Below are 17,846 nucleotides of genomic sequence, written 5' to 3' on the forward strand. Positions count from 1 at the left end.
GTCATCGGGGCAGCAGCCGCAATGTCGTGGCGCGTGCCGCCACCATGGGACCGACGTACGCGTCGCCGACACGGCCGTACTTGCTCCGGTACGCCGTGTCGATACGGTCGTTGATGCCCGGGTCCGGCACCTCGGCGAAGGTGACGTCCTTGTCGACCCCGCCGGAGCGGACGTGTCCCACATGGGTCGCGCGGGCCGTGCGCCACCAGCCTCCGCGCTCACCGCGGAAGGAGCGGACGTACAGGTCGTCGCCGTCGCGGACGACCCAGATCGGCACCGGCTCGCGCAGCGTACCGTCACCCCGGACCGGGGCCATCTCCAGTTCGTCGGCCCCGGCGATGCGGTCGAGTTCGTCGCTCGTCCAGGTCGTCATCGGTGTGTCTTCCCATCCTTGTGACCGAGGTGAGCGCGGGTGATGCCGAGTGAGTCCTCGAAGACGCGGTAGTCGGTGATCAGGTCGTCCGTGACGGCGAAACGCATGATCATCTCGCTGTCGAGTACCTGCCCCGAGGGGTGGAACCGGGAGGTGTACCGGCCCGGTGCCAGGACCCGTCCGTCCGCCTCCACCATGGTCCCCAGTTCGAACGCGAGCGGCTCGACGGCCGCGAAGAAGGCACTGAGGGACTTCCGGATCTCTTCCGGCCCGGTGCGGCTCCCGGCCCAGGCGGTCAGAGCCGGATCGCCCGGGATCGTCCAGGTCGCCTCGGGTGAGAAGTGGGACAGGATGTGCTCCATGTCGCGCGCGCCGAAGGCATCGAGGTACGCCTCGACGGTGACGATCGCCTGGCTGGTCATGGCTGTCGGGCCGTTCTCCACGGTCACGGACGCAGCAGTGTCTTGATGGCCCGGCGCTCGTCCATGGCCTTGTAACCCTCGGCGGCCTCGTCCAGGGGAAGGGTGAGGTCGAAGACCTTGCCCGGGTTGATACGGCCGTTGAAGACACGGTCGATCAGGTCGGGAAGGTAGGCACGCACCGGGGCGGGACCACCGCGCAGGCCCACGTGGGAGAAGAAGAGCTCCTGGCCGTCGATCTGCGTGCCGTGCGGGAAGCCGACGAAGCCGACGTTGCCGCCCGGGCGCGCGGACTGCAGGCCCTGGTGCATCGACTCCTGCGTGCCGACGCACTCGAGCACCGAGTCGGCGCCGATGCCGTTCGTCAGTTCCTTGACGCGGGCGACGCCTTCCGCCCCTCGCTCGGTGACGATGTCGGTGGCGCCGAACTCCAGAGCCAGCTTCTGCCGGGACTCGTGCCGGCTCATGGCGATGATCCGCTCGGCGCCCAGCTCCTTCGCGGCGATGACCCCGGACAGGCCGACCGCGCCGTCACCGACGACAACGGCCGTCGAACCGGGCTTGACCTCGGCGGCCTTGGCGGCGTACCAGCCGGTGCCCATGACGTCGGACAGGGTGAGCAGGCTCGGGATCAGCTCGTCGGCCGGCTGCTCGGGGGTGGTGACCAGGGTGCCGTCGGCGAGGGGGACACGCAGGTACTCGGCCTGGGCGCCGTTGACCCACTGCGCGTGCTGGCAGGAGGTGTGGTAGCCGGCCTGGCAGATCGGGCAGGTGTTGTCGGAGGCGACGAAGGAGCCGATGACGAACTGGCCCGGCCGGACGGTGGAGACGTCGCTGCCGACCTCCTCGACGATGCCGACGTACTCGTGGCCGATCGGCTGCGGTTCGGCTACCGGCATGACGCCCCGGTAGCTCCAGAGGTCGGAGCCGCACACACAGGCAGCGACGGTGCGGATGACCGCGTCCGTCGGCGCGGTGATCTTCGGCTCGGAGGCGTTCTCCACCCGGATGTCACCGGGCGCGTGAATGATGGTTGCTCGCATGGTGCTTTCCCAGCTCTCGTCGTGTTTTCGTGGTGTCAGGGGCGGACACGGGCGGTGACGCGCAGGCCGTCGTAGACGTCGTCGGTGACGTGTTCGAGCCAGGTGGCGTCGTCCGTCTCCCAGAGGGCGAGACGGGTCATGAACCGGTCTGGCGCGGCGCCGTGCCAGTGCGGGACGCTTCGTCGTGGCAGGCTGCTTCAGCGATTCCATGGGGTGTCGTCCCTCTGGGGTGGTGGGTCCGGGCGAAGCGGCCTCAGCCGGACCGGTCGTCCTTCTCCACGATCTCCTTGAGCTGCGTCATCGCGGTCATGGCGTTGGGCCATCCGGCGTAGAAGGCCAGATGGGTGATGACCTCGACCAGTTCGTCCTTGGTGACACCGTTCTCCAAGGCCTTGCCGAGGTGGAAGCCGATCTGGTCGGTCCGGTACAGGCAGGCCAGAGCGGTGACGGTGACGAGACTGCGGTCGCGCGGGGACAGGCCCGGCCGCTCCCAGATGTCACCGAACAGGACGGTGTCGGTCACCTCCGCGAGCTTGGGGGCGAACTCCTGGATGGCCGGCGGCGCGAACTTCTTCCGTTCGGACATTGAGGTGGTGCTCCTGGCGTGTTTCGGGTGGGGGGACTTTGGCCGTGCTCGGGAGCCTGCGGGGGACCGCTGAGCGCCAAGCCGTTGCCGAAGCAGGGGACAATCGTCCGCACTGGCTCACCTCTCCTCCCCCGTCTGCCGCAGGAAAACTGGATATCGGTGGCATCCGGAAAATCAGTCTTGCACCGACCATGCCACTTTCACGGAAACCCGCAAAGGGGAGAATTCCATCCGGGGAATCCCTTATCCAGGGGAGAAATCCTTACCCCCCTTCCGGTGACAGAGCGATGCCACAATGGCGTCATGGTCGGCGACGCGCATCTGAATGAGCTGGGAGAAATCCTCAAGGCGCGCAGGGCCGAGCTGAGCCCGCGCACCGTCGGTCTGCCCGACACCGGCGGCCGACGGGTGCCCGGCCTGCGCAGAGAGGAGGTGGCCCTGCTCGCCGCCATCAGCACGGACTACTACGCACGGCTGGAGCAGGGCCGTATGCAGCCGTCCGGGTCGGTGTTGGCGGCTCTCGCCCACGTCCTGCGCCTGTCGGACCACCAGCGTGACCACCTGTTCGAACTGGCCGGCCGGCAACGGGCACGTCATCGCCGACCAGCCGCGCAGAAGGCGCATCCGCAGCTGCTCCGCCTGCTCAACGACCTCACCGTGAGCCCCGGCGTGGTGATCGGCCGCCGTCTGGACATCCTGGCCTGGAACCCGCTCGCCACCGCCCTCTTCACCGACTTCGCGAAGGTGCCGGAAGGCAGGCGGAACAGCGTCCGCATCCTCTTCACCGATCCCTCCATGCGGACGCTCTACGCGGACTGGCGGGCCGTCGCCCGTGACTGCGTGTCCCACCTGCGCACGGAGGCCGCCAGACATCCCGAGGATCCGCAGCTGATCAGCTTGGTCGGGGAACTCTCCGTGGAGGACAGCGACTTCGGTCGATGGTGGGGAAGCCGTCACGCGCCGCCGCGCAGGGCGGGCGTCAAGAGGTTCCACCATCCCGTCGTGGGCGAACTCGTCCTGGACTGGGACACCCTCGTCTGCGGCGGCGACCCCGACCAGGAACTCGTCGTCTGGACGGCGGAGCCGGGCACGCCGTCGTACGACGGTCTGAGCGCCCTCGCCTCGCGGGCCACCGGTCGGCCCGGCGGGCTCACGGCCGGTCAGACCCATGAGACCGGCTGATACGACGGTTTCGGCGGCCCCCGCGATTCGCCAGACGGCAGACCGGGGACAAAACTCTCCCCCTCACAATTCGACTGGATACTGCGACACTCGCTGCTATGTACACCGAAGCACATTTGTCCGAACTGGGAGAATTCCTCAAGGTGTGCCGGGCCCAGCTCAGCCCGCGGACCGTCGGCCTGCCCGAATCCGGGACGCCCCGGCGAGTACCCGGGCTGCGCCGCGAGGAGGTCGCTCAACTCGTGGGCATCAGCACCCGCGCCTACGCACGGCTGGAACAGGGGCGCACCCCCGTGCCGAGGACCGTGCTCGCCACGCTCGCCCGCGTCCTGCACCTCGATGACGCCCGGCGCGACCACCTGTTCGAACTGGCGGCAAGCGCCACGTGCGAACCGCGTCGCCGGCCGGCGCAGAAGGTCCACCCGCAGCTCAGACGCATCCTGGACGAACTGTCCACGACCCCCGCACTCGTCCTGGGCCGACACCTGGACATCCTGGCCTGGAATCCGCTGGCAGCCGCCTTGCTCACCGACTTCGACGAGCTCCCCGCGAACCGGCGCAACCTCGCGCGGCTGATGTTCACCGACCCCGCCTTCCGCGAGCTCTGCCTCGACTGGAGGACGAACGCCCGCATCTGCGTGACCCATCTGCGCCTGGAGGCCGCCCGGTACCCCGGAGACCCGAAGCTGGCCGCACTCGTCGGCGAGTTGTCGGTCGCCGACGCCGACTTCCGGCAGTGGTGGGCGGGCCGCCAGATGAACGGCCTGCGCATGGGCACCAAGAGGCTGCGCCACCCGATCGTGGGCGACCTCACCCTCGACTGGGACAGCCTGACCTGCACAGCCGACCCCACACAGAAGCTGCTCATCGCGACCGCCGATCCCGGGGCCCCGTCCCACGACGGGCTATTGTTCCTGGCGTCGTGGACGGCGGACCCGGGCCGGCCCGCACAGGATGCGGCAGCCTGAGGTCCCAGGGCGCGCGGGGAGAGACGCCGCCCGCCCCGGCGGAACGGCGTGTCCCTCGCGGGATCAGGTGCGCCGGGCGCGGACCCGGGGCGCCGGGACGTGCGGTCGTTCCCCGTCGGAGCCGGACAGCTGCGACGACAACTCGTCGACCAGTTCGACCAGGTCCGTCGGCCGGTCGGGCCCCCACCAGTCGCCGAGCAGCTCGGCGAGAGACTCCCGGCGGGCCACCGACAGCTTGGCCGCGGCCTGGCGGCCCGCCTCGGTGAGGATCAGATCCGTGCCCTCGATCGTGGCCAACTGCCGCTGCTCGATCTGCTGCAGGGCGGCCTGGATCACCGGCAGCGGCACCTGGCTGTACTCGGCGAGCCGCGCCGGCGGCAGAGACCTGTCCGGTCGCAGTGCCCGCAGCAGTAGCCAGCTGGAGGCGGGCAGGAGGTCGTACCCGGCCACAGCGGTGATCTTCTCGTAGATGCCGCGCCGCCCGTTTCGTGACCCGAGGACGGACAGGGCCCGCTGCGCCTCCTCGCGCGAGGTGCGGTGCACAGGGTGGACGCTGAGGGTCTGCGCCATGTCGGGCGCGGTGACCGAGCCGCGCAGCCGGTCCTCCTTGAGGAGCCAGGTCAGCGCGAAGGCGAGCAGGACGACCGGGGCCGCGTAGAGGAACACGTCGGTGATCGATGTGGCGTAGGCGTGCAGCGCGGACGGGTGCAGTGCGGGCGGAAGTTGGTCCATGGCACGGGGGTCGGCCTCGAGCAGGGCGGCTGACCGGGACCGGGCCGACCCGGTGAACACGTCGTGCAGCTTGTCGTCGAGCCGGTTGGTGAAGACGGTGCCGAAGACGGCGACGCCGAACGCGGAGCCGATCGACCGGAAGAAGGTGACCCCTGAGGTGGCGACACCCAGGTCCTCGTACGACACCGCGTTCTGCACGATCAGTACGAGCACCTGCATGACCAGGCCGAGCCCGAAGCCGAACACGAAGAAGCACAGGCTCATTTCGAGGTCGCCGGATGACTCCGTGAGCCGGTGCAGGAGCAACAGCCCCGCTGCGGTGACGGCGGTGCCGAGCACCGGGAAGATCTTCCAGCGTCCGGAACGGGAGACGACCTGGCCGGACAGTGTGGACGTCAGCAGCAGCCCGAGCACCATCGGTAGCATGTGCACACCCGACATGGTGGGCGACACTCCCCGCACGACCTGGAGGAACGTCGGCAGGTAGGTCATCGCACCGAACATCGCGAAGCCGATCACGAAGCTGATCGCCGAGGACAGCGCGAACGTACGGATCCGGAACAGCTTCAGCGGCAGCACGGGTTCGGCTGCCCCGCGCTCGACGGTCAGGAACCACGCGAGCAGTACGGCGCCCAGGGCCGCGGTCCCGATCAGCGGGGCCGATGTCCATCCCCAGGTCCTGCCGCCGAGCGACGTCACCAGGATGAGGCAGGTGGCGACGGACGCGATCAGCAGCGTCCCCAGGTAGTCGATCCGGTGCTTCTGCGACCGGACCGGGATCCGCAGCGCGGCGGCGATCACGACGAGGGCGACGGCGCCGACGGGCAGGTTGACGTAGAAGACCCAGCGCCAGCTCAGGCGGTCCACGAACAGCCCGCCGAGCAACGGCCCCAGCACGCTGGTCGCACCGAAGACGGCACCGAACAGGCCCTGGTAGCGGCCCCGGTCCCGGGGCGGCACGATGTCGCCGACGATCGCCATCGACAGGACCATCAGGCCACCGCCGCCGAGCCCCTGGAGCGCGCGGAACGCGATCAGCTGCGGCATGTCCTGTGCCAGACCGCACAGCGCCGATCCGATCAGGAAGATGACGATCGCGGCCTGGAAGAGCTTCTTGCGCCCGTACTGGTCGCCCAGCTTGCCCCACAGTGGGGTCGCGGCGGTCGAGGCGAGCAGGTAGGCGGTGACGACCCACGACAGGTGGCTCATTCCGCCGAGGTCACTGACGATCGTCGGCAAAGCGGTGGAGACGATGGTCTGGTCCAGCGCCGAGATGAGCATGCCGAGCAGCAATGCGCCGATGGACACCCGCACCCGGTGCCGGTTTCCCGCCGCCGACGGCGGATCCACCACTTGTCCGCCTACGTCCTGGACCACCATTCCGTTCCCTCCGGTACAGGTAATCGGACGTGATACCTCCGCCCGGGCCGCGCCGCTGACCATATCCGCGGGGCCTCCACGTGGGCACCGGTGTATGGGGGGAGGAATTCGTCCCCTGGGTCATTCATGCCGGGGAAGAAAAGGGCCCCTTTTTCTTTTCCTCGACGCCGGGAAATTTATTGTCCAACTCAGAACTGCTCTGTCGCAGCCTCGGCCGAAGGAAGCGAGTCACGGATGACCAGAGCCACGCCCGCGTCGAGTCAGGTCGTCGCCCCGGCCCCCACGGCACGGGCCGGCCTCTTGCTGCCCGTCGCGCTGGTCGCCGCCTACTACGGTGCCTACATCGCGGTGATGTCCCCGCCCACGATCAGCATGGCGCTGCGCGTGCGTGACGTGGTCGGTGAGGGCCAGCGAGTCTCCACGCTGAGCACCGTGCTGTCCGTCGGCGCCTTCGCCGCTGCGATCGCCTCCCCGCTCCTGGGCGCCCTCTCCGACCGCACCACGCTTCGCCTCGGGAAGCGCCGGACCTGGTTGGTGATCGGCCCACTCGTCGGACTCACCGGACTTGCCTGCATCGGCCTCGGTGGCGCGGTGTGGCTGCTGGTCGTGGGCTGGGTGCTGGCGCAGGCCGGCTGGTCGGGCACGCTGATGGCGGCGCAGGCCGTGCTGACCGAGCGCATCGAACCCGGCATGCGGGGCCGGGTCAGCGGGCTGATGGGCCCGGCCATGCCCGTCGCGATGGTCGCCGCGACCCTGCTGGTCAGCCTGTTGGACTTCAGTCCCGCGCTGATGCTGCTGGTCCCCGGCCTGATCGGGGTGGCCGGTGCGGCACTGCTCGTCGCCGTCGTCCCTGACGCACCCGCCGACAAGAGCACCCTCCCGCCCTACGGGCCACGGGAGTTCTTCGCCAGCTTCTACGTGAACCCGCGCCGCTACCCCGCCTACGCCTGGGCGTTCGCCAGCCGGTTCCTGATGTTCTCCGGCGTCTTCATCATCCTCACCTACCAGACGTACATCGTCTCGGACCGCGTGGGATACGGAGGCGACAGCACCGCCGGCCGGGTCTTCCAGTCCACCCTGCTGCTGGGCGCCGGCTCGTTGGTGGCCTCGCTGCTCTTCGGCATGCTCGACGACCGTACCGGCCGCCTCAAGCCCTGGCTCCGCCTGGCCGCCCTTGCCTCGGCGGGCGGACTCCTGGTCATGTGCGTCGACAGCTCGTTCGGGATCTTCCTGACGGGCATGGCGCTCATCGGCGTCGCCCAGGGCGGCTACCTCTCCGTCGACCTGCCCATGGTCAGCCGCGTCCTGCCCGATCCCGAGCACGCGGCGCAGGAACTGGGCGTCTACAACCTGGCCCTCGTCGTCCCGCAGATGCTCATACCGCTGTACGGATCGCTCATCGTCGGCTCCCACGACAACTATCCGCCGCTCTTCGTCGTCGGTGCCCTCTGCTCGGCCCTCGCGATCGCCTCCCTCGCGGGCGTACGCGGCGTCAAGTGACGGCGCACGGATCGCCACCCTCACCACCCCAGGAGCGACCATGACCACCCCCACCTCCCGCGCGGACGCCCTCGTCCTCTTCGGCATCACCGGCGACCTCGCCAAGAAGATGCTGCTGCCCGCTCTGTACGACCTGACCCGCCAGGGCTTCCTCGACGTGCCGGTGATCGGCGTCGGCCGCAGCGATTGGGACGACGAACGGCTGCGCCGACATACTCGCGAGGTGCTGAGCGCCGCGGAAGTCCCCCTGGACAAGGGGGTGTTCGACAAGTTCGCCGCCCTGCTGGGCTATGCCCGCGTCGACTACGACGACCCCGCGAGCTTCACCGCACTCGCCGACCGGGTCCGTCCGCACGGCTTCCTCACGCACTGCGTCGCCCTGCCGCCGTCCACCTACCCCGTCATCGCCCAGCGGCTCGCCGAGGCAGGCCTGGCCGACAACGCCCGGCTCGTCGTCGAGAAGCCCTTCGGCCATGACCTGCACTCCGCCCGGGCCCTGCAGAGCGAACTGACCCGGTACTTCCCCGAGCAACGACTCCGCCGCGTCGACCACTTCCTCGCCAAGGACGTGATCGAGGACCTGCTGACCTTCCGCTTCGCCAACACCAGCGTCAACGCCGTCCTGGACCGCCGCTTCGTGCGCAGCGTCCAGATCACCATGGCCGAGGACTTCGACGTGGCCGACCGCGGCGGCTTCTACGACGCGACCGGATGCCTGCGCGACGTGGTCCAGAACCATCTCTTGCAAATGCTCGCCTACTTCGTGATGGAAGCACCGCGTACGGGCTCCGCCGCCGACGTCCTCGACGAACGCATCCGTGCCCTGCGCGCCGTCCGTACCGTGCGGCCCGAGGACTTCGTACGCGGTCAGTACGACGGCTACCTCGACGTCCAGGGTGTCAAAGCGGGGTCGACCACCGAGACCTACTGCGCCCTGCGCACCTGGGTGAACCTCGACCGCTGGGCCGGGGTCCCTTTCACCATCCGGGCGGGCAAGGCGATGGCGACCACCGCCATCGAGATCGTCGTCGAACTGAACCGACCCGTCGAGGGCTTCCACCACACGACGAGCGCTCAACAGGCCCCCGCGAACGGGCTGCGTTTTCGCATCAGCCCCCGTGCGGGCGTCACCTTCGATCTGCTCGCCCAGCACGAGGGAGAGGCCGGCGAGGTCGACCAGGTAGCCGCGACGGTCGACTTCGCCCATCTCACGGGGAGCAACTCCGTCGCCTACACCCATGTCCTGGCCGACGCGATCACCGGTGACCCACGCCGCTTCACCACCATGGACATGGTCGAGGAGCTCTGGCGCATCGTCGGGCCCGTTCTCGACCTGCCCGGTGCGCCCCACCGCTATGACGTCGGCAGTTGGGGTCCGGCGGAGGCCGACCGCCTGGCCACCGACGACCGCTGGCTGCCACTGGAACAGGCGTAGCCCGGCATCGCGCGGAAGGCCTGCTGGATTTCTGCCACCACCCCATCGGACAGGCCCACTTCACCTCAAGGCGATACCGCCGACCGGCCCGTACTCACCTGGACACCCGACCATGGCTACTCCGGACACCCCCACGCCGCCCACCGCGAGCGCCCCCGCCCCAGCGGACGGGAACAGGATGAGCCGCGGCCTGACCCTGCTGTTCGCGATCGCCGGCGGCACCGCCGTCGCCAACCTCTACTGGGCACAGCCGCTGCTCGACTTCATCGGCGGTGACCTGCACGCCTCGACCGCGTCGGCGGGCTGGCTCGTGACAGCCACCCAGATCGGCTACGCGGCCGGAGCACTGCTGCTGGTCCCGCTCGGCGATGTCCTGGACCGGCGCCGGTTCATCCCCGGAATGATGCTCTGCGCGGCCCTCGCGCTCATCGCCTGCGCCACAGCTCCTTCCCAGGACGCGCTGCTGGTGGCCACCGCGCTCCTCGGGTTCACGACCGTCAGCGGCCAGTTGCTCACCCCGCTCGCCGGTGACCTCGCCGATGACACCAACCGGGGGCGAGTGGTGGGCACGGTGGTCTCCGGGCTGCTCATCGGCATCCTCACCTCCCGCACCATCAGCGGGCTCCTTGCGGACGCGGCCGGATGGCGCGCCGTCTACTTCGGCGCCGCAGCGGTCTCTCTCGCCTTCGCGTTGCTCCTCGGCCGCGCGATTCCTCCCATCGCCCCGAAGGCCCACCTGCCCTATTCACGGCTGTTGCTCTCGGTGTGGCAGGTGATCCGGCAGGAGCGGGCGGTGCGCTGGACACTGTTCCTCGGCGCCACCGCCTTCGGCGTCTTCACCCTGTTCTGGACCGGGCTGACCTTCCTGCTCAGCGCGGAGCCGTTCTCCTACTCGGTCTCCGTGATCGGTCTGTTCGGCCTCATCGGCCTGGCCGGGGCGCTGGCCGCCCGTCGTGCCGGGCGACTCCACGACCGGGGCCGGTCCATGCCGGCGACCGGGTGGGGGTGGGCGGCGGTCGTGGTCTCGTTCGTCGTCGCAGCTTTCGCCGAGCGTTCCGTCGTCGGGATCGTCGTGGCTGTCGTGCTGCTCGACATCGCTGTACAGGGCGTGAACATCCTCAACCAGACACGGCTGTTCGCGCTTGTACCCCAGGCCCGGAGCCGCCTCAACACGGCCTTCGTCACCTGCAACTTCCTCGGCGGTGCGGCAGGCTCCGCCGCCGCCTCCGTCCTGTGGTCCGTCGGCGGCTGGACGGCCGTCGCGCTGACCGGCGCCTGTCTCGCCTGCGTCGGACTCCTCGTGTGGGCCCTCGGCCGCCGCGGGCCGCTCCGCTCAGCGCGAACCGGCTGAGCACCCTCCCTCGAACGTCAGGTTTTCTTCCGCTGCTCTAGTAAGGAGTGAGGGCACATGACCACCGCACAGCACAAGATCGGCTCCGGATTCGACGCCAGGAGCACCGCCGACGACGTCCTCCAGGGCATCGACCTGAGCGGCAAGCTCGCGATCGTCACCGGCGGCTACTCGGGCATCGGCCTGGAGACCACCCGTGCGCTCACCCGGGCCGGCGCCCACGTCGTGGTCCCCGCGCGCAGGCCCGCGGATGCGCGGGGCGCGCTGGACGGGGTCCTGGGCGTCGAGGTGGACGAGCTGGACCTCGGCGACCTGGACAGTGTGCGCGGATTCGCGGAGCGGTTCCTCGCCTCAAGCAGGAGTGTCGACTTCGTCATCGACAGCGCAGGGATCATGGCGTGCCCCGAAACCCGGGTCGGGCCCGGCTGGGAGGCGCAGTTCGCGATCAACCACCTCGGTCACTTCGCCCTCGTCAACCGTCTGTGGCCGGCGCTCGAACCCGGCGGTGCACGGGTCGTCTCCGTCTCCTCCGGCGGCCATCACATGTCCGGCATCCGCTGGGACGACGTCCAGTGGGAGCGGGGCTACGACAAGTGGCAGGCGTACGGGCAGGCGAAGACCGCGAACGCGCTCTTCGCGGTGCACCTGGACAGACTCGCCAAGGACTTCGGCGTCCGCGCCTTCGCCGTGCATCCCGGCGTCATCGTCACACCCCTCCTGCGGCACGTGCCCGAGGCTGAGAGGGTGGAGTTCGGCTGGTTCGACGAGGACGGCAACCTGCGCGACCCGGACTTCTTCAAGACGCCTCAGCAGGGCGCGGCCACGCAGGTGTGGGCCGCGAACTCCCCTCAGCTGGCCGGTCTGGGCGGTCTCTACCTCGAGGACTGCGACGTGGCCGAGCCCGCTCCCGCCGACGGCGAGATGCGCGGTGTGAAGGACTGGGCGACCGACCCCGGGCAGGCGGCACGCCTGTGGGAGCTGTCGGCGGAGCTGACGGGTGTGAACGCGTTCGCCGCGTAGTGCGTGTGGCCGGGCGTCGCACGACGTCCGGCCACACACCTGGGCGGCCTTGCTCGGCGAGTGGCTGGACGCGGTCGTGACATGCAGTCGTCCTGCTGCCGCGGCCTCCGCGAACGGCAGAGGGCAGGCCTCCCTGATGCCCCTCGGGAGCCATGGCTGAAAACTCGCGCATCGTGTGCCGCAGACACCATTGCTCATTTTGAGCGGAGCGCTCCGCTCCGATAAGTTGGGTGTAGAACGCATTGTTCTGCCGACTCGGAGGACGCATGAAGACGACGAGCAAGCCGACCGCGCTGGTCACCGGCGGCAGCCGGGGCATCGGCGCGGCCACCTCGCGCGAACTGGCGGCCCGCGGCTACCGCGTGGCAGTCAACTACTTCTCGAACCGCGAGGCCGCCGACCAGGTGGTCAAACAGATCGAGGCCGACGGCGGCGAAGCCTTTGCCGTGCAGGCCGATGTGCACGACCCCCGGCAGGCGGCCGAACTGCTCAAGCGTTCCGCGGTCGACGGGCGCTTGGCGGTCCTCGTCTGCAACGCCGGAGCCCGCTTCACCCCGGCCCCGCTCCAGAGTCTGTCCTGGGAGGACTTCCACACGAAGGTGACGAACGAGCTCGCCTCCGTCTACACCCTCACCCAGCAGGCGCTGACCCTCATGGCTGCCCAGGGCGGGGGCCGGATCGTGTACGTCTCCAGCGTCGTGGCCGACGGCCCACCCGCGGTGGGCATGGCCGCGCACGGCACCTCCAAGGCCGCGCTCAACACCTTCGCCCGCTTCGTCGCCCACGAGGCCGGCCCCCTCGGCGTGAACGTCAACGTCGTCGCGCCCGGCTTCGTGCGCACCGAGGCCAGCGCCGGGCAGGCGGCGGAGTTCCAGCAGCGCATGATCGAGCACACCCCGCTCGGACGAGTCGCGGACCCGAAGGACGTGGCCCGGGCGATCGCCATGCTCGCCGGAGAGGACGCCGGGTTCGTCACCGGGGCTGTCGTCACGGTCGACGGCGGGCACGGGGTGGGACGCCGCTGAGGGAGAATGGCGCGTCATGGGCGAGACGTACGAAGGCAAGCCGCGCGGTCGACAGCGGGAGGCGGACCGCAACGACGCCCGCCTCTTCCAGGCCGCGCGCGAGGTCTTCGCAGAGCGCGGTTGGGACGCTCCGGTCTCTGAGATCGCCCGCCGGGCCGGGATCGGCATGGGCAGTCTCTACCGCCGCTATCCCAGCAAGGAGCTGCTGGCACAGCGCATGCGGATCGCGGGGATGGAGCAACTCGTCGCTCAGGTGCGCACGGCGCTCGCCGAGGAGCCTGATCCCTGGGCCGCCCTCGTGCGCTTCTTCCGCGACGCGTTGACCGACCAGGGGGCGGGCGGTCCGCTCCTGCCTCTGGTCGGTGGCCGCCTGCCGGCCACCGACGAGGTGCGGACCGCCGCGGAGCGACTGCGGGCCGCTCTCGTCGACCTCGTGGACAGCGCTCATCGGGCAGGCGTACTGCGCGCCGACTTCACATCCGCCGACATCCCGTTGCTGCTCGAACACCTCGCCCCTCGGATCCCCGTAACCGGCGAGCGTGCCACCTCGCTGCACCTGCGCTACCTCGACCTGGTCCTCGCCGGGCTGCGCCCCCCGGCCCCCGGGCAGCCCATGACCCTGCACGGCCCGGGACCGCAATGGAGGGAGCTCCGGGAACTGTGGAACATGCCGGAAAGCTGACCTCGGCGATCCCGAGACCCTGAGCAGAGCATCACCGGGTGGACGGCCGCCCCGGTCTTCCTCCCAAGACGCATTGCGTCTCCTGGCGTCCTGGGCCGCGCACGGCAAGCGGACGCCGTCCGACACCAACGCCCGACCCGCGGTACCCCCCGTTTCGCGACTGCTTGCCCAGTGATCCCCGGTTGCATGGCGCGTTCGTGCCCTGCTGTGCCCGCCGCCGGGATGGGGATGGGCCCGCGATCGTGGTCTCCATCGTCCTCTGGACCTTCGGTGGCCCTCGCCACCGGCAACTCCCCGCGCCGCACCCGCGTGATGCGGTCGAGGGCCGCCTTCAGCGCCTCTAGGCGCCCCGCATCAGAAGGTCAGGACCAGTCGGCCGCGTACTCCGCCCGCGGCGAGGACCCGGTGTGCCTCGGCGGCCTGTTCCGCCGGGAACGTCCTGGCGACTCGGAGGGTGAGCCGGCCGTCCTCCACCTGCTGCCGCAGCCGGTCCAGCTTGGCGTGCTCGCGGGCGTAGCGGAACACGACGATCGGCTGGTAGACGATGCCTCGTTCGCCGGGGCCGTCGTAGCCGAGGAGAGTGACCACCCGGCCCTTGTCGCGGACCGCCCGGGCGGTGAGGGCACCGAGCGAAGCCGCGTCGAGGAGTCCGTCGACCCCCTCCGGGACCTCCGCCCGTACGCGGTCGGGGTATTCGGCGCCGCGTCGCAGAACGATGTCGGCGCCGAGTTCCTTGACCAGGGTCTCGTCCTGCTCCGATGCGTCGGCCACCACCCGCAGCCCGTCCGCCTTGGCCAGCTGGACGGCATAGCCGCCCACGGCACCGGCCGCTCCGGTGACGGCGACGGTCTGCCCGGCCTCCAGGCCGAGCGTGTCCAGCGCCAGGCGAGCGGTCAGACCGTTCATCGGCAGGGTCGCGGCCTGTACGTCGCTCGCGCCGTGAGGTGCGCGCACCACGGACTCCGCCGGTACGACGATCTGCTCGGCGTAGGCGCCGTGCGCACCGTCGGCCAGCACGATCGTTGTCAGCTGGTCACCGACGCGCAGGTCCGTGTCCGTACCTGCGCCGATCTGGTCCACGACGCCGGCGGCCTCCATACCCGGAACGAACGGAGGACGGGCGTCCGGAGACCGGGCGGGCCCCCTGCGCTGGAGGGCGTCGACCGCGTTGACGGTCGCGGCACTCACCCGGATGCGCACCTCGCCCGGACCGGCATCCGGAACAGGCAGCTCAAGAACCTGAAGCACCTCCGGCCCACCGAATTCCGTGAAACCTACAGCCTTCATGCGAAGCACCTCGTTGTCTGACAGACGGTCACTGAGGTGTCCGACCTTTCCGCCTCGTGCGGGCACGGAAAAGGGGAGGAATCCTGGCGGGGATACGGCCACAGGGGGGACGCATCCTTCCCCCCATAGAGGCCTCCGTAGGCGTGTTCAGGTCGCCGCGTCGGAGGCTGTCGGCTTCTGGTCGGCGGCCCAGGACGCGAGGAGGCGCAGCCCGTCGTGGGAGGCGCTGCCGGGTTCGGCGTTCCACACGATGATGTGCTGGTCGGGATCCGTGCCGCAGGTGAGGGTGTTCCAGTCGAGGGTCAGCTCGCCCACCACCGGGTGGCGCAGCTTCTTGACGCCGTTGCCGCGCATCGCGACGTCGTGCTCGGTCCACCACTGCCGGAACTGCGCGTCACGGGCGGACAGTTCCTCCACCAGCGCGGTCAGGGGCTGGTCGTCGGGGTAGCGCGCGCTCTCCATGCGCAACTGGGCGATGGCCAGCCGGGTGACCTCCTCCCAGTCCACGTACAGCTCACGCATCCAGGGTTCGGTGAACAGCAGCCGCACGAACACCCGCTCCTGAACGGGGTAGCGGCCGAAGTCGGTCCACAGGGCGGCGGCGAGCCGGTTCCAGCCCAGGATGTCGGTGCACCGGCCGATGACGAAGGCCGGGGAGGCGCTGAGGTCGTCCAGCATCCGCTGCAGCTGCGGGTCCACCTGCTGGCGCTCGCGGTACGCGGCCGGGCGCACCCTCTCCTTCGCCGCAAGGTCGAAGAGATAGGTGCGCTGGTCGGCGTTCAGGCGCAGCGCCTGGGCGATCTCGTCGAGGAGGGGCGCCGACGCCTGGAGCCGGCCCTGCTCGATCCGGGTGTAGTACTCGGTGCTGATCGCCGCGAGGAGCGCCACTTCCTCGCGGCGCAGCCCCTTCACACGCCGACGCGGCCCGCCGCGGAGGCCGACATCGGAGGGGGTGAGCTCAGCGCGACGCGCCTTGAGGAACTCACCCAGCTCGTTCAGATGCGGGTTGCGGTTCATGACTTGCAGACTGACACAAACGCGGCATCTTGTGGGGGGTACGGATTCCTCCCCTGGCTGATCGGCCAGGGGATTTACCGCCCCTCGGGTGGGAGCCTCACGCCCCCGGAACACCGATGATCTTCCGCGGCACGACGCGGATGATCACGCGGTCCTCGTCGTTCTTCGCGGCGGGCAGGTCGACGCCGAGATACTTGCGCCAGAGCTCAGCCAGGAGACGCTTCCCCTCGTCCGGGACGATCTCGGCGCTGCCCCGTATCTCGACGGCGGTGTGAGGGTTGGCCAGGTCATAGACCGAGACACTGATACGAGGGTCGCGGCGCAGGTTGCGCACCTTCTGGCGGTGGTCGAGGGAGGAGAAGAGCACCGTGTCACCCTCGGCCTTGATCCAGACCACCGAGTTCTGCGGGGACCCGTCGCGGCCGATGGTGGCGACGGTGGCGTAGTTCTTGCCGTCGAGCAGGGCACGGACCCAGCCGTCGAGGGAAGGATGGCCGTCCGCGGAGGAGGACGGAGAGGAGAGGGCGGAGGAAGTCGTCATTGGGCCCACCATGGTTGTATGCGTGTGCATTTGTACGCGTGCATTTGAATTCGGGTCGCCGAAAGGGCAGGCAGGCGCAACGGAACTCGGCAGCCGAGGGACACCATGTGCACTCGGCTGCCGGGTCAGGACCGCGCTTGCGTCAGCCCGTCAGCTCAGCGCCTTGGCCAGCTCCTGGGCGAGGGGGACGGCCGAGTACGGGTTCTGGCCGGTGTAGAGGGTGCGGTCGACCTGGACGTGCGGGGTGAACGGGTCGGCCTCGCGGTAGTCGGCCTTGAGGTCGGCCACGAGCCGGTCCTGGAGCAGCCACTTGGCCCGGTCGGCGAGACCGTTCTGCTTCTCCTCGGCGTTGGACAGCCCGGTCAGGCGGTAGCCCGAGAAGGGGGACGTGCCGTCGGGGCCGATGGTGGCCAGCAGGGCCGCGGGGCCGTGGCAGACCAGGGAGACGGGCTTGCCGGAGGCGAGCCAGTCGGTGAGCAGCCTGCCGGAGGCGGCGTTGTCGGGCAGGTCCTCCATCGGGCCCCAGCCGCCGGGGTAGAAGACGGCCACGTAGTCGTCGATGTGCACGTCCTCGATGCGCATCGGGTGTGCCAGCTCGGTGGCCTCGCGCAGGGCGGTGCGCATGCGCTCGGCGCCTTCCTCGCCGCCGTTGAAGTCGGCGGTGAGGCTCAGCGCGTCGGCGGTCGGCGGCACACCGCCGGGCGTCGCGGCCGCGATCTCGTATCCGGCCTCCTTGAAGACCTGGTAGGGGCCGATGGCCTCCTCGGCCCAGAAACCGGCCGGCTGGCGGGTTCCGTCGGCCAGCGTCCAGTGGTCGGACGCGGTGATCACGAAGAGGATCTTCGCCATGGGGGTTTCTCCTGATGAGGGGAGGGTCAGCCCTTGAGGGCTTCCTGGAGGACGTGGCTGTCGGCGATCTGGCGCATCCGTACGGCCTGGCCGTCCTGGACGGTCCACAGGTGCAGGAACCGGACGTCGGCCGTGTTTCCGGTCTTCGTCTCGGCGTGGTAGTGGCCGTAGACGAAGACATGGCCGGCCTCGTCGGCGAAGAACTCCTCGGGCACCGCGCCGAAGGACTCGTAGCCCGTCATCTTGCCGAAGAAGTCCGTGGCCACGCTGTTCCAGCCGTGGTAGACCCCGCTGTTCGGGAAGCCGGGGGTGATGTCCCAGACGAAGTCCGGCGCCATCACCTCCTTGGTGACCTCGGGTGCCATTCGGGAGTCGTAGACCCGGCGGATGAGGGCGAGGGTCGGGGAATCGGACATAGGGGTGCTCCTTGCGGGGGGTGGGTCAAGCAGAAGAGGG

18 protein-coding genes are annotated in these 17,846 nt (G+C 69.8%); 8 read left to right on the forward strand and 10 right to left on the reverse strand.

The window, feature by feature from the left end; genetic code table 11:
- Nucleotide 1: 1 nt before the first annotated feature.
- The 4 genes from IQ210_RS22980 to IQ210_RS23000 form a co-directional block, all read right to left on the reverse strand.
- Entirely contained in the window at nucleotides 2–373 is a 372-nt protein-coding gene (locus tag IQ210_RS22980) for a DUF2255 family protein (protein WP_194080969.1), read from the reverse strand.
- Complete coding sequence (locus IQ210_RS22985; protein ID WP_194080970.1) at nucleotides 370–822, reverse strand: nuclear transport factor 2 family protein; 453 nt, start codon at nucleotides 820–822, stop codon at nucleotides 370–372. The genes IQ210_RS22980 and IQ210_RS22985 overlap by 4 nt, the downstream gene beginning before the upstream one ends.
- Nucleotides 819–1,835 (reverse strand): zinc-dependent alcohol dehydrogenase family protein, encoded by a 1,017-nt coding sequence (locus tag IQ210_RS22990; protein ID WP_194080971.1) that lies wholly within the window; start codon nucleotides 1,833–1,835, stop codon nucleotides 819–821. The genes IQ210_RS22985 and IQ210_RS22990 overlap by 4 nt, the downstream gene beginning before the upstream one ends.
- A gap of 253 nt (nucleotides 1,836–2,088) precedes the next feature.
- Nucleotides 2,089–2,421: a carboxymuconolactone decarboxylase family protein gene (locus tag IQ210_RS23000; protein WP_194080972.1), complete on the reverse strand. Its 333-nt coding sequence runs from the start codon at nucleotides 2,419–2,421 to the stop codon at nucleotides 2,089–2,091.
- A 303-nt stretch (nucleotides 2,422–2,724) separates the two neighbouring features.
- On the opposite strand from IQ210_RS23000, the gene IQ210_RS23005 reads away from it, so the two are divergent.
- Nucleotides 2,725–3,603: a helix-turn-helix domain-containing protein gene (locus IQ210_RS23005; RefSeq protein WP_194080973.1), complete on the forward strand. Its 879-nt coding sequence runs from the start codon at nucleotides 2,725–2,727 to the stop codon at nucleotides 3,601–3,603.
- A gap of 98 nt (nucleotides 3,604–3,701) precedes the next feature.
- On the forward strand, nucleotides 3,702–4,571 hold the full coding sequence (locus tag IQ210_RS23010; RefSeq protein ID WP_194080974.1) for a helix-turn-helix domain-containing protein: 870 nt from the start codon (nucleotides 3,702–3,704) through the stop codon (nucleotides 4,569–4,571).
- 63 nt (nucleotides 4,572–4,634) lie between these two features.
- Here IQ210_RS23010 and IQ210_RS23015 read toward each other — a convergent pair whose 3' ends face one another.
- Nucleotides 4,635–6,683, reverse strand: coding sequence for an MDR family MFS transporter (locus IQ210_RS23015; RefSeq protein ID WP_194080975.1), 2,049 nt, complete (start codon nucleotides 6,681–6,683; stop codon nucleotides 4,635–4,637).
- A gap of 234 nt (nucleotides 6,684–6,917) precedes the next feature.
- Between IQ210_RS23015 and IQ210_RS23020 the strand changes: the two genes are divergently transcribed.
- From IQ210_RS23020 to IQ210_RS23045, 6 genes are all read left to right on the forward strand, one after another.
- Nucleotides 6,918–8,183 carry an MFS transporter gene (locus tag IQ210_RS23020; protein ID WP_194080976.1) on the forward strand — a complete coding sequence of 422 codons (1,266 nt, stop codon included), beginning with the start codon at nucleotides 6,918–6,920 and terminating at the stop codon, nucleotides 8,181–8,183.
- 40 nt (nucleotides 8,184–8,223) lie between these two features.
- Nucleotides 8,224–9,618, forward strand: coding sequence for a glucose-6-phosphate dehydrogenase (zwf, locus tag IQ210_RS23025; RefSeq protein ID WP_194080977.1), 1,395 nt, complete (start codon nucleotides 8,224–8,226; stop codon nucleotides 9,616–9,618).
- A gap of 112 nt (nucleotides 9,619–9,730) precedes the next feature.
- Nucleotides 9,731–10,969 carry an MFS transporter gene (locus tag IQ210_RS23030; RefSeq protein WP_228048212.1) on the forward strand — a complete coding sequence of 413 codons (1,239 nt, stop codon included), beginning with the start codon at nucleotides 9,731–9,733 and terminating at the stop codon, nucleotides 10,967–10,969.
- A gap of 57 nt (nucleotides 10,970–11,026) precedes the next feature.
- A complete protein-coding gene (locus IQ210_RS23035; RefSeq protein ID WP_194080978.1) occupies nucleotides 11,027–11,989 on the forward strand; it encodes an SDR family NAD(P)-dependent oxidoreductase in 963 nt (320 codons plus the stop codon).
- 266 nt (nucleotides 11,990–12,255) lie between these two features.
- Nucleotides 12,256–13,014: an SDR family NAD(P)-dependent oxidoreductase gene (locus IQ210_RS23040; protein ID WP_194080979.1), complete on the forward strand. Its 759-nt coding sequence runs from the start codon at nucleotides 12,256–12,258 to the stop codon at nucleotides 13,012–13,014.
- A gap of 16 nt (nucleotides 13,015–13,030) precedes the next feature.
- Complete coding sequence (locus tag IQ210_RS23045) at nucleotides 13,031–13,696, forward strand: TetR/AcrR family transcriptional regulator (protein ID WP_194080980.1); 666 nt, start codon at nucleotides 13,031–13,033, stop codon at nucleotides 13,694–13,696.
- A 354-nt stretch (nucleotides 13,697–14,050) separates the two neighbouring features.
- Here IQ210_RS23045 and IQ210_RS23050 read toward each other — a convergent pair whose 3' ends face one another.
- From IQ210_RS23050 to IQ210_RS23070, 5 genes are all read right to left on the reverse strand, one after another.
- Nucleotides 14,051–14,983, reverse strand: coding sequence for a quinone oxidoreductase family protein (locus tag IQ210_RS23050; RefSeq protein WP_194080981.1), 933 nt, complete (start codon nucleotides 14,981–14,983; stop codon nucleotides 14,051–14,053).
- A gap of 147 nt (nucleotides 14,984–15,130) precedes the next feature.
- Entirely contained in the window at nucleotides 15,131–16,000 is an 870-nt protein-coding gene (locus IQ210_RS23055; protein ID WP_194080982.1) for a helix-turn-helix domain-containing protein, read from the reverse strand.
- 97 nt (nucleotides 16,001–16,097) lie between these two features.
- Nucleotides 16,098–16,541 carry a PPOX class F420-dependent oxidoreductase gene (locus IQ210_RS23060; RefSeq protein WP_194080983.1) on the reverse strand — a complete coding sequence of 148 codons (444 nt, stop codon included), beginning with the start codon at nucleotides 16,539–16,541 and terminating at the stop codon, nucleotides 16,098–16,100.
- A gap of 150 nt (nucleotides 16,542–16,691) precedes the next feature.
- Nucleotides 16,692–17,390 (reverse strand): type 1 glutamine amidotransferase domain-containing protein, encoded by a 699-nt coding sequence (locus IQ210_RS23065; protein ID WP_194080984.1) that lies wholly within the window; start codon nucleotides 17,388–17,390, stop codon nucleotides 16,692–16,694.
- A gap of 26 nt (nucleotides 17,391–17,416) precedes the next feature.
- A complete protein-coding gene (locus IQ210_RS23070) occupies nucleotides 17,417–17,806 on the reverse strand; it encodes a nuclear transport factor 2 family protein (protein WP_194080985.1) in 390 nt (129 codons plus the stop codon).
- Between the last annotated feature and the right edge of the window lie 40 nt (nucleotides 17,807–17,846).

Source organism: Streptomyces justiciae, assembly GCF_015163075.1.
Taxonomy (GTDB): Bacteria; Actinomycetota; Actinomycetes; order Streptomycetales; family Streptomycetaceae; genus Streptomyces; species Streptomyces justiciae.